Genomic DNA, 12,595 nt, shown 5'->3' with positions numbered 1-12,595 from the left:
GGTGGTGTCAAGCCTAGTAATTTAAAGCCAAACTAAAACTTTACCCTTTTTACGCCATGAATAATGAACTGGCAGGAGAATTTGCGAAAAGCTCTTGTTTAGATCACCATCCCTATCAGCTATGGGACATTTCTTAAGTGAATGCTTCGCACTTGTGTTATTTGACAAAAATGGCACGCCATCAGGAATCTGCGAATGTTTCAAACTAAAGCTCATCTGCTGGCCCTTTCTTACGACGGCCAAGTGGTTTTTGAAATTATAAACTCGAAGCCCACCACTAAAACTTAACGGGCCAATACTTGATGACTTTATCAGTGAGCGAAGTTTCTCAAATTGTGAATGGGTTTTACCTTTAGATGAGTCAGACTGAGATAAGATCACCTGCTCTAGTGCCTCATTGATAACACCGTCAAATTTAATGAGTATTCCCCACTCTCGTCTTAACACCTTGAAGTTATGTGCATCTAGCTGTTCATCTTTAATCGCCTTTAGACGATTCATGCGATTACAGTAGTGTTTAAGGTAGCCTGGAAAGCGCGTAGCAATTGACGTCTTAGTTAAGTCTCTGATGAAATTTCGCTCATAGCGAGTATCTTCGTTTGAACTATCCTCAAGCCATGCTATTTTCGATAGCTTTGCATACTTCAAGATATGATTTTTAGAAAAAGCAAATAGCGGCCTATAAATGATGCCATTACGATATGGCATCCCTAGATCAATATGCTTAGCAGATGATTTAAATTGCTGCATAAGTGACCACTCAAAACAATCATCCAGATGATGGCCAGTAAGTAAGATTTCATTGCCTCTTAGATTCGATAAAAGTAGTTGATACCTCTTTGCGCGTGCAACAGATTCAAAATTCTTTGTCTTTAGGCTTAGGTGTTCAATTTTATAGCTTTGAAACTCTAGGCCATATCTTGCAGCAAAACTCGAGATTAGATTAACTTCCTCGACGATCTCTTTTCTTGTGCCATGATCAATATGTAAAAGTCTTAGCTTCTTGGCCCCGGCCTGAACCAATAAATGGGCCAAAACCATGGAATCAACACCTCCACTACAGGCCACGGCCATGGGTGAATCAAAATCAAGGCCCATTTCAAGATTGAATTTTTTGAAGTGGGACAACATTCTGGTTAAGAGAGAATGTGATTTATTTTGTTTAGGTTTTAGATTCATTACTATTTTTTTCACAAAATTTAACTTTTTGATAAATTATAATATTGACATACGAGGCGCAAGTTATTAATATCCTAATCAATCGAAATGTGCGAATGTAGCTCAGTTGGTTAGAGCGACGGATTCATATCCCGTAGGTCGGCAGTTCAAATCTGCCCTTTCGCACCATTCTTCTCTTATCTAATTCCAATAAATTAACAACAACTAAGTAAACACTAAAAACCTGTGTTTGTTCAAGTTTTATACACTGTTCAGCTCTTCAACACTAAGTCACTAAACTAAATTTCAATACTTACACCACATTTCAGCAGTTTAAACTTTTTACACCCATGAACTTGTTTCATGATACATGGCATCATTCCTGCATCTATTTTAGTATCAAAACAAATAGGAATGACATGATTAAAGCGAAAAACGTAACTAAACATTTAATTTTACTGGCATTAATAAGCCAGGGCCATGCTTTCGCACAGAATGATTCGGCAAAAATCTTTACAGAAGGACTTAGTTCTTCTCTAAAAAGTGCTGGATTTAAGAATGTGGGACTAGAGCTTGGTGCTGATTATGGTGCTCTTGATTCTAGAACTGATAAGGGAAGTGTTTATCAGACTAAGATGAATCTTGAGCTAGAAGCTGAAGTAGTAGACAGTGTCGACTTCAACTTTAGTGGTGGTTTTAGCTATCAGTCAGGTAACTCTTCTTCACAAGAAGCTGAGAGAGTAAAAACTTATAAGCCAAAGTTTACTTATGACTATGGTTACTTTGATATTAGGCCACTAAGCTTTGTAAAAATTAGTGCTGGTGCTCTTGATAACTCAACTAAGCGTCAATATATCTCACCATTCATTAACGGTGGAACTTCATTTATTGGTGCCAGAGAAGTTATTACGACGAAAGTTGGAAATTTCTACTTCCGTCTTCAAGCAACACAAGCAAAGCCACAGAATGCAATTTTAAGAGAAACTTTTAATATTGATGATTCAGGTGATCCACAATTCTTCTCTGAATCTGCAGACATCACTTACCTATCAAAAGCTTTAAGAATGGGTGGTGCTGTTGGAACTTATCGTTACAAGAAATTATCAGGTGATCTTGCAAATAAAGACTACTACTGGGGTAACTCGGTTAGCATCGGTACACCAATTGATCAAAGTCTTTACCTTTATGACTTCACAGGAATCTTTGCAAACGCAAGTGCAGAGATCGCTCTAGGAGATAACACTCTTAAGCTTTCTGGATCATATATTAAAAACACTGAAACAGTTATTCCTGATGATAAGAACACTGGTTACTCATACAGAATCGATTTCAAAACAAATATGGGTGACAAGAAGCTAACTCTTAAGGCGCTAGCATTTGAAAATCAAGCAGATACTGCTCCAGCATTTTACCGTGGTGGAATCTTTTCAAATGACTACAAAGGTTATGCAGCAGGATTTCAACTAGAAACTCAAAAAGGCTTTAGTACTGAATTTACATATATTAATCGCACTGTACTTGGAAACCTTGACTCAGCGTACTTAATTGATGGTTACAGTGACGAACAAGTTTACACAATCTCCCTAAGGAAAGAATATGACATTTTGTAAGAACATGAAGAACATCACTCTCCTAAGCATTTCAATGCTTGCACTAACGTCACTTGTTAGTTGTGGAAGTGACACTTCCAACGACGAAAGACAGCAACTTGCAAGACAGCTTAAAGCTTCTGCAAATGAAAGTGCTCTTGTGTCTGTTTCACGTTTCACTGTAGAAGGTGTTACTGAAGATAAGACATCAATGAAGTCTAGAATCGCTTACGGTAAGACTTTTCATGTAAAAGCGTGTCTAAGTTCAAAACTTGGAAAAAGCCTTCAATATCAAACATTCTACGTTTCAGGAGAAAACTTTCAAACTGTAGAGAGAACTGCTGATAACAATAGCTGTATCTTTTGGGATGAGCCAATCACAATGGACTACTCTCTTCCTAATACATACCTTCCAATGGGTGATCGAGTTATTACTCTTGGAACAAGTGCTAATATTTCATATGACTTAAAACTGTCGATGAACCAATACACAAATAGCATTATTCACAGAAATAATTATGTAATGAAAACTTCACTTAACAAGTCTCGTCTAAGTTCAAACGAGATCATCAATGTTAAGAATGTTAAGATCACTCCAAAAGGTTTTGGTCAAGTTGATCCAAGAAACGACAACTTAATTATCGATCAAAAAGTAGTTGTTAACGGTTGTCTTAACCTTAAGGCCAACGGAAGTTCACTTTCAAATGAATTTGTTAAGGCAAGACTTATTAACCTTGAAAAACAAGAAAATGGTGAAGAGCACGCAGTAACTGAAATGTATGACATCACAGATGGACAACTTGATGAGTCTGGATGTGGTGAAATCAAGTTCTACCTTGAGCACGAAAGATACACAAATACTCGTCGTATCCCTTTTAATCTTGAAATTGAAGTACAAAATGAAACACTTCAAAATGCAAAAGTAACACGTGGACTATGTCTATACCCATGGTCAAACAATGGTTGGATCTTTGCAGAAGTTTCAAGAACAGGAAAGTGTGAAAAAGATAATAACAATCAAAGAGCAAGACTATTTGTCGATGAAGTTAACTATAGCTTCCTAGGACACGATAATAATAATGGTTTCCACCTTAACAAGAACCTTGACCTAGTAATTGAGAAGTCATTCATTGTTAAGATGTACCCAAAGGTTAACTACGGAAACTACGTACACCACATGAACCCAATTGAGCCTTTCTACCAAGGAAAGCTTAAGCTTGAAGTTTACTTCCTAGCTCCACTTCAAGGTGATATTGATTTAACAAATGAGAACAAGCACAAGTTTAAGCTAATCTCTGTAGCTTCACGTGAAGTCGATGTTGAAAACAACCTTCTTAAGGCAAGAATTGATATGCCAATCAAGTTTGTGGACATGCCATATATCCACACAAGAACTTATGCGGCAATTAAACTATCACCAATCTTAAGAGAAGGAGATGATCCAAGAACTGCACCTCGTCCAGCATGGGCAGCAGGTACATTCCACGCTTCATCAAAGACATTTCACTCAATCCTACACACGCAACTACAAGTGACGGATGAGTTTGAAGCGAAGGATTACACAAATACAAAAATCTCGAAGAAAATGACTGAGATGGTACAACTAGAAAACTACCTTGAAAAACTATCTAACGATGTTAAAGGTGTAACTAAGAAAGATATCATTGCAGCAAAACTTGCTCCTAGATACAACAAGAGCTCTGAAGCGATCTTCTCTGATGAACTTAAGAAGCACGAGCTTTATGATGAAACAATCAAAGTTGATCACAATGGACTTAATAAGAAACTAATTGAAGAAAATAAGCTAACTGCAACAGAAATTTCTAAGCTTTATGAAGACCAGTACGATGCTGCAACACTTGCAAAACTATGTGGGACTTTCTTTAACCAAGAAAAGACAGGACTAATCTGGAAGACATACTCAGACTACAATATGAGAAAATGTATTGAGTCTCCATGGGAATTCATGATGATTACTCCAGTAAGTCACGTACAAGAGATTCTATCTAAGCCAAGAGTTAGCCACTCTAATACAATTAGAATTTCTAAATCAACAGGAAGCGGAACTTACTTTACTGAAAACAGAAGAGTTGGGTTCTCACACGGATACAAAACAGGTGTTGGTGCGAAACTAGACTTTAAAATCCCTTTTGGTGAAAGTTCACCAGTAGGTGGTGGAGTTGGTGTATCAGCAGGGTATGACTGGTCAACTTCATGGTCACTAGATAAGTCAAATGGTGATAATAATAGAAGTGACAGCGGACAATCAATTGATCTATACGCTGAAGCAATTACACTTAACTTTGAAGCAAGAACACACCAGTGTTTTATGATTGAAGGGACTTCTAAGTTTAAAGCTGAATGGGTAAGCTCACAAATGTATGGATCAGGTAATCACGGACTTGGTGGATCTCTACAATACGTAGCAGAGAACAACCCAATTCGTTACAAAGTTTGTAAGCCAAAGGCCGGAAAAGAAAGGCTAGAAGAAACTTGGTACTTTACTGGTGAAGGTTTCCAATTCAACTCAATCCTAAGAGATAGACTTGGAATGACTGAAAACCAATACACGATGATGTTTAGAGGAAGAAAGACACTTTATAAGTTTACTGACTTCTTATCAAAAGCTTCAAGCTCGATGTTTAACATCAAAGAAAGAAAGACTCAGTCACCAGATGTATATATGCTAGATGTATACAAGAATTATAAAGAAGCATTTGATAGCAATCATGACTTAATTGATGACCAAGCTATTCCAGGTACGGTTGAGAAGTATGATCCTATCAAAAACGGCGGAGACCACAACTTCTCTGAAGATAATTGTGAGCTTCCACCAGATGAATATAATCATGCATCAGTAGATTTTTGCTAGAAATATAAAGGCCGCTTATCTAAGCGGCCTTTTTTATATGAATTATTTTGCTTCAAAGCTATCGTATTTCGAAAAGATATAATCAAGAGTGTCGTCATCAACATCGCGGTAAAGACACACCCCTAATTCCATTAGATAAATTTTTAAGTGCTCACGAGGATCAACATTTGGATACTTCTTTTTTAGAAGTTCAAATAACTCGGCCTCGGCTTCCACGATAATATCAGATAACTCATTGCCGGCACCTTTATTGATCATATAAAGAGCAAGCAGATATGGCATTTGAATGATTTGTTTACGAACAATCTTAATACGCTCGCGAATTCCGACTGAGTTTTCCTGAGAAAGATTGAAGATACGAGAAATCATATACTTCACAGCTTCTTTAAGAATAACGTCCTTCTCCTTACCTAAATAATAATAGATGAGGGAGCGAGTTACGTCGGCCTCTTTGGCCACCTCGGCGATTTTCCAATTCAGGTGTCCCTTAGCAACTTCTAACTTGGTTACTGCGTTTAAAATTCGATAATGTACTTCTTCACTTTTATTGCTTGTCATAAATAAATCTCTCTATACTTGATAATAATACTTAAGTTTTAAAAGGTAAAATCCGATAAAAATTTATTGAGTCATGTTCAATTTTGATTATTTAGTTCTTTAGAATTTTCAGATTTATGGGGGAAAAGTATGAAAAATCAGAAACTTACAGGTATCGCAGGAGCATTTCTCTTCTCGACACTACTAGTTTCCTGTAATCAAAAGTCCTATCGAATGCCCAGCTCTCTAAAGAGCTCTAATTTTGACTCCCTGATGCACGAGATGCATGCCCAAGTCTCAAAAGGCGTAAAATCCCCTGCTGAGTGTGCAACAAAGACTAAGCATTACTACAACAAGCTCTTTTCGATAAAATCAACGGATATCGACTTTTCAGAATTTTCCCAATATCAGATGCAGGATTTTGTGAACGCATCTTTCAATATTCGCCTGGACCTCAAAGAGAAACTCAAAGATCTCAATAGCTCAAATGAACTTGATCAAGACGAGAAAGAGTGTCTAAAAGGCGTTAAGGATATCTTTAGGGCCCTTCGTTATCTTGAGGACTACTTTATTGAGTCGTACTACGCATCAAGGCCAAAAGGGAAAGTCCCTCGCCAATTTACGACCCTAAACTTTGATGGTGACTCTCCTATTCATTTCATGGTTAACCCAGAATATAGTTTTGCAGGCCCTACCGATCTCAAGTCAGGAGATATTATCCTTTCTCGTGGTAATGCCTATTCAAGTGCTGCCATCGCAAGAATCGGAGATGATGACCATCAATTCTCACACTTAACATTAGTTTACAAAGATAAGAAGACAGGAGAGCTTTTTACGTCAGAGGCCCATATTGAAGTCGGAAATGTCGCCGCTCCATTTCAAGTTCACCTTGATCAGGCAAATTCTAGAACTGTTGTCTTTCGTCACAAAGACGCCAAGCTAGCACACCTTGCGGCCAAAGAGATGCACGAGCGATTCACGAAATTCACAAAGAAGAATGAAGAAAATATCCCTTATGATTTTGCCATGGATTACACAGATGACTCTCAAATCTTTTGCTCTGAAGTTATTTACCATGGTTATAAAGTTGCAAGCTCGCAACTAAGTGGCACTGAAATGGATATTCCAGAATTTAAAACAACATTTAATCCGGCCCTCCTCTCTTTCCTACAAGACTTTGGGCTAAAGGTAACAAAAGAAAATATCTCAAAATTTAAAACTTTTGGACCTGGTGAGATTCAATTTGATTCACGTTTTGATCTAGTGGCCGAATGGAGAAACCCAGATAAGCTAAAAGACACACGTTATAAGGACGCGATTCTATCAAAGATCTTTGAATGGATGGAAAAAGAAAAGTATGAATTTGATCCAAGCTTTGGCACAAAATTAGGAAATGACTTTGCTTGGCTTGCTCGTCGTTCTGTCATCAGTCGCGGGATTATCAAATTTGTAGCAGGTGTAAATCTTGAAGAAAAATTCCCTCTAAATCTAGGTTCAAAGCAAATTGATCTCTTTGTGGTTCTAGACCAAGTTGGAGAAAAACTCTACGAGAGAATCGCTCAGGCAGAAAAAGAGGCCGGTGGAATTCTGTCATTTAATGAAATGTTTTACGAGCTTGAGGCTTACCGCAAAGAAGACGCAGCCAAGTACATAAAATATATTGAAGATAAGAAATATAATCAGAGGCTACAGATGCAAGGCGGACGACGCAATGGTCCACGTAGACGTCGCTCATTAACTAGGCCTGATTTCCATCACTTGTTTCACAATTAAGAATCTAAGCTTTAAGAAAGAGATATTTTAAGCTATATTGGCCGCATATGAAAACGGTCAATATAGCAATTCAAAACGCCCATAACGAGCTATGTGCTCACCCACTTTATACAAATATCAACGATATTGAAGATGTAAAAATTCTGATGAAATGGCATGTCTTTGCTGTGTGGGATTTTATGTCACTTCTAAAAGGCCTACAGCGTGAAGTTACATGTGTAACAACTCCGTGGATGCCTTCTAAGTACGACAAAGAATGCGTACGCTTTATCAATGAAATCGTTCTTGGTGAAGAAAGTGACGAGGACTTAAACGGCGGTCATATTGATCACTTCACAATGTACTTAAATGCCATGAAGGAAGTTGGTGCAGACACTGCTCCAATCGAAAACTTCTTTAAGGATTTTTCTTTTGATGAGCTGCCACAAGAGATCGCAAAATTTACGGCATTTAACTTAAACCTAGTAACAAATGCGCACCCAAGTGCTGTTGCTTCAGCATTCTTCTATGGAAGAGAAAACCTGATCCCTGATCTGTTTCAACCATTTGTTAATGTTTTAGAAGAAAAAAATATCGATGCTCCGTATTTTAAGCACTACCTAGTTCGCCATATTGAACTTGATGGTGACGAACACGGAGACCTTGCAGGAAAGCTACTTTCACAACTTTGTGATTCTAAGGAAAAAGAAGATCAAGCAACTCAAATTGCCCTTGATTCCCTTAAGCTACGATCACAAATGTGGGATTATGTTCTTGAAGAAATAAGAGCAAATCGTTGCGAGAACTTAGAGCCTATCCACTAAATCTTTAGCAAGAGAAACTCCAGCGCTCCAGCCATTCTTATAGAGTGCGTTTAGAGCGTAGATCCCTTCACTTACCTCGCCACAAAATGGAGTGCGTCTTTTTCCTTTATGACGGATTCCAGTATGAATCATTGGTTTTTCAAGCTTTGAAAATTCTGGAAATAAGTCTTGGAATATTTCTAGCTTTTCATACACCTCTTTAGGAGAATGAAGATGACTAAGTCCCTCTATAGAATTGGCCCCAAAAAGCAGAAGATTATCTTGAGCGCGGTAAATTAAATTATAGTGACCACGAGAAAGAACAAATGAATCTTCATTTAAATCAATATCCCATGTAAAATAAGTTCCCTTAACAGGCTTACCTTCAGGAAGACTCTTATCTTTGAAAATTAATGATGTATAAGCGCTGGTTGCAAGAATGATCTTTTCAGCTTTAAGCTCAGTAGCACTAGTTTGAACGACACCTTTATTAACTGCAGTTACTCTCGCATTGATTTTATCAACATCAGTCTTAAAGAAATCGAGGAAATTATGTGGATTAATAACGAATGCATCCTTGACAACCATCCTTTGATTCTTAAATTCAACAAAATCAGTTCCATAACGGGCCTCAAATTGCTTAAATTTTAAAGGGTCTTCTTTAATATTAGGCGGTAGATAATATTGTTTACAGGAATAGACTCCTGGAGGTTGTTCTTTTTCAACAAAGTCATTTAAGAATTCATGAGCATGATAAAGGATGTCCCCAAGCTTTGAGATCCCTTCTTCAAATAGGCCAAAGGAAACAACACTTGTCGTTCGAGTGGAACATGCTGGAAAGCCTTCATCATCGAACACTTGGGCGATCTTAGCATTTGGGTATTTCATCGTTAAAAAATATAAAATGGCGCGGCCTGCAATACCGTCACCAACCACAATATAATCGTAATTCTTTATCATAATAACTTCTTACATCAATATTTTTAAGTTAACCAGTCGAATTTACTCAAGTTTTTAATTGTCATTCCAAATTCAATAACTATACAATTTTAATTCAAATTTAGTTAATGGAGTATGAATTATGTCAGAGACGACAACAGCAGCAAAGAACCCAATGGACGTTATTGATCAAAACGCCGTCCTATTTTGTGTCGACAACACAGATATCACAGCTAAACAAATCATGGCCGTACTGGCTATGTTACTTGTAGAAGACTGTACCGTCCCATTCATCACACGTTACCGTAAAGATAAAACAGGTGGTTTAGATGAAGAACAAATCCGTCTAATCCAAGAAAAATACGACGAATATATTGAGCGTGAAAAACGCCGTGCCTTCATCCTTGAGGCCATCACTAAACAAGAGATGATGACTCCTGAGATTGAAAAGAAAATTAAGGCCGCAACAAATATCAACCAACTTGAAGATATCTACGCGCCATTTAAGTCAAAGAGAAAAACAAAAGCACAGATCGCTAAAGAAGCAGGACTTGAGCCGTTTGCCATCCTTATGAAGACTTCTAAGCTTCCAATGCCTGAGCTTGCAAAAGAGGCCCTTAAGTTCATCAATAAAGAAAAGAAGATTGCAACTTTTGAAGATGTCTTAAAAGGTGCATGCGATATCATTATTGAAGAAATCGCTCACGATACAGAACTGAAAGAAACTCTTCGTAATGACTACTGGGCACAGGCGATGATTAAATCATCTCCAAGAAAGGGTTATGAAGAAATCAAAGATTGGCAAAAATATAAAGACTACTTTGAGTACGAGCAAAAAGTAGCAGATCTTCGTGATCCAAAAGCGGCCCACAGATTCCTAGCAATCCGTCGTGCTCAAACTGAAAAGATTCTTAAAGTAGAAATCATCTTTGATGAAGAATACGCAAATAATATGATCCTATCAAAGCACTTTGCTGATACAAGTGTGACAAGCTACAAGGCACTCGTCGACTGTGCTTCAAAAGCATATAAGAATTATATCCATTCTTCACTTGATCTAGAAATCAAAGGTGAGCTAAAGAAGCTTTCTGATGAATCAGCAATTGATGTATTTGGTGTAAACCTTAAAAACCTCCTTCTTCAACCATACCTCGGTTCTAAGACAGTACTTGCTCTTGACCCAGGTGTTGTCACAGGATGTAAAACTGTTGTTGTTGATAACACAGGTAAGTTTGTTGTTGATACTGTTGTTTACCCTCACCCACCAAGAAATCAGGTTCGTGAGTCGGCAACAATCCTTAATGCAATGATTGAACAATTCAATGTTGAATATATCGCTATTGGTAATGGAACTTTTGGACGTGAGACTCTTCAATTTGTTGAAGATAACGTAACAGCAGTAAAAGACGGAAAAGTTAAAGCGACAATGATCTCTGAAGATGGTGCTTCAATCTATTCAGCTTCACCAATTGCTAAGAAAGAATTCCCAGATAAAGACGCAACGGTAAGAGGTGCAATTTCAATTGGACGTCGTTTCCAAGACCCACTTGCTGAGCTTGTAAAAATTGATCCTAAATCAATTGGTGTTGGTCAATACCAACACGATGTTAACCAGGTTAGACTTAAGAAGTCACTAGATGGTGTTGTTGAGAGTTGTGTAAACTTTGTAGGTGTTGATATTAACACTGCCTCAGCTCCTCTCCTTTCATTTATCTCTGGTATTGGGCCAACGGTAGCTGGTAATATTGTTAAGCATAGAGATAAGAACGGACTATTCTCGGATAGAAGCGATATCCTAAAAGTTTCACGTTTCACAGATAAGGTCTTCCAACAAGCTGCTGGTTTCCTTCGTGTCTACAATGGTGCAAACCCACTAGATGCAACATTTATTCACCCAGAAAACTACGACATGCTTGAGAACTGGGCACAATCAAAAGGCTTCACTTTAGAGCAACTAACAACTGACAACGCTGTTGCAAACCAACTTAAGTCAGATAAGTCTCTAATCGCAGAACTTGGAGAATTCACTGTAAACGACATTTATAAGTCACTAACAGCACCTTCTCAAGATCCACGTACAGAATTTAAGACAACTGAATTTAGAAAAGATGCACGTGAAATTAAAGATATCAAAATTGGTGAGCGCTACCCAGGTATCGTAAAAAACATCACTCAATTTGGTGCTTTCGTCGATATTGGAATTAAAGAAAATGGTCTAGTCCACGTATCACAAATGGCAGATCACTTTGTTGATAATGCTCTTGATGTTCTCAAAGTAGGACAAGAGGTTTCAGCTGTTGTTCTTGATGTTGATATGGACAGAAAACGTATTGCACTCTCTCTAAAATCAGATGGTGCTGAAGAAGCAAAAACTTATGAGCGTCCTTCAGGTGGGCCACGCCAGAGCAAACCACGCGGTGGTGGAAAACCTAAGATGCCAAAGCAAAACGATGCACCTTTAAAGAATAATGCATTTGCGGCGCTTGCTGGGTTTAAAGTTAAATAGGTGCGGCATTGTCTGCCCAAAGGCAGACTATTGGACGCATCTATAGCTCCCAGACACTTTAGCTAATATACCATATTCAACAAGCCGGGTTCATACCCGGTTTTCTTGCCTCAGGAGCAATGGGAAATATACCGCAATATTAGCGACATTTTAGCGTAGTTAAAATTAGCAAGTTGACTAACTCATATAACCGAATCACGCGAGCTACGCTCTTTGATTCTTAATTCACATTCATCTATGCTTCAAAACTGTCCTTTGGGACACTTTTGACGCAAGATGTGCCTCAGGAGCAATGGGAAAGATACCGCAAAATTAGCGACATTTTAGCGTAGTTAAAATTAGCAAGTTGACTAACTCATATATAAAGGAGCGCGGGTACCAATCGAGATTTTAAAGAGTTGGTCTTCAAATAAAGAAATAAAAAAAGGGCCTAATGACA

Annotated in this window: 8 protein-coding genes and 1 tRNA gene; 6 read left to right on the top strand and 3 right to left on the bottom strand. The window is 37.9% G+C overall.

The annotated features are described in order from the left end of the window. Positions 1–21: 21 nt before the first annotated feature. Positions 22–1,179 carry a tRNA lysidine(34) synthetase TilS gene (gene tilS / locus ABMA79_RS11840; RefSeq protein ID WP_393092781.1) on the bottom strand — a complete coding sequence of 386 codons (1,158 nt, stop codon included), beginning with the start codon at positions 1,177–1,179 and terminating at the stop codon, positions 22–24. A gap of 91 nt (positions 1,180–1,270) precedes the next feature. Here tilS and ABMA79_RS11835 point away from each other — a divergent pair. The 3 genes from ABMA79_RS11835 to ABMA79_RS11825 all read left to right on the top strand — a co-directional run bounded on the left by ABMA79_RS11835 (position 1,271) and on the right by ABMA79_RS11825 (position 5,619). Then, positions 1,271–1,347 (top strand) — tRNA-Met (locus ABMA79_RS11835). A gap of 230 nt (positions 1,348–1,577) precedes the next feature. After that, complete coding sequence (locus tag ABMA79_RS11830) at positions 1,578–2,768, top strand: hypothetical protein (protein ID WP_393055593.1); 1,191 nt, start codon at positions 1,578–1,580, stop codon at positions 2,766–2,768. Then, positions 2,755–5,619, top strand: coding sequence for a hypothetical protein (locus tag ABMA79_RS11825; protein ID WP_392860626.1), 2,865 nt, complete (start codon positions 2,755–2,757; stop codon positions 5,617–5,619). Before ABMA79_RS11830 ends, ABMA79_RS11825 begins: the two co-directional genes overlap by 14 nt. Positions 5,620–5,661: 42 nt before the next feature. On the opposite strand, the gene ABMA79_RS11820 is transcribed toward ABMA79_RS11825, so the two are convergent. Further along, a complete protein-coding gene (locus tag ABMA79_RS11820) occupies positions 5,662–6,177 on the bottom strand; it encodes a TetR/AcrR family transcriptional regulator (protein ID WP_021266649.1) in 516 nt (171 codons plus the stop codon). Positions 6,178–6,306: 129 nt separating this feature from the next. Here ABMA79_RS11820 and ABMA79_RS11815 point away from each other — a divergent pair, with 129 nt between their 5' ends. Next, positions 6,307–7,929 (top strand): YiiX/YebB-like N1pC/P60 family cysteine hydrolase, encoded by a 1,623-nt coding sequence (locus ABMA79_RS11815; protein WP_392860625.1) that lies wholly within the window; start codon positions 6,307–6,309, stop codon positions 7,927–7,929. Between the two features lie 47 nt (positions 7,930–7,976). After that, entirely contained in the window at positions 7,977–8,732 is a 756-nt protein-coding gene (locus ABMA79_RS11810) for a DUF3050 domain-containing protein (protein WP_392860624.1), read from the top strand. Here ABMA79_RS11810 and ABMA79_RS11805 read toward each other — a convergent pair. Continuing rightward, the gene (locus ABMA79_RS11805) at positions 8,715–9,671 is read right to left on the bottom strand and encodes an FAD-dependent oxidoreductase (RefSeq protein ID WP_393092779.1); all 957 of its coding nucleotides are present in this window, start codon (positions 9,669–9,671) and stop codon (positions 8,715–8,717) included. The genes ABMA79_RS11810 and ABMA79_RS11805 overlap by 18 nt on opposite strands. A gap of 121 nt (positions 9,672–9,792) precedes the next feature. Here ABMA79_RS11805 and ABMA79_RS11800 point away from each other — a divergent pair, with 121 nt between their 5' ends. Continuing rightward, positions 9,793–12,156: a Tex family protein gene (locus tag ABMA79_RS11800; protein ID WP_393055582.1), complete on the top strand. Its 2,364-nt coding sequence runs from the start codon at positions 9,793–9,795 to the stop codon at positions 12,154–12,156. The last annotated feature ends 439 nt before the right edge of the window (positions 12,157–12,595 follow it).

This window comes from Halobacteriovorax sp. HFRX-2_2 (genome assembly GCF_043196705.1).
Classification (GTDB): Bacteria; Bdellovibrionota; Bacteriovoracia; order Bacteriovoracales; family Bacteriovoracaceae; genus Halobacteriovorax_A.
This window is presented reverse-complemented; position numbering and strand designations above follow the sequence as displayed.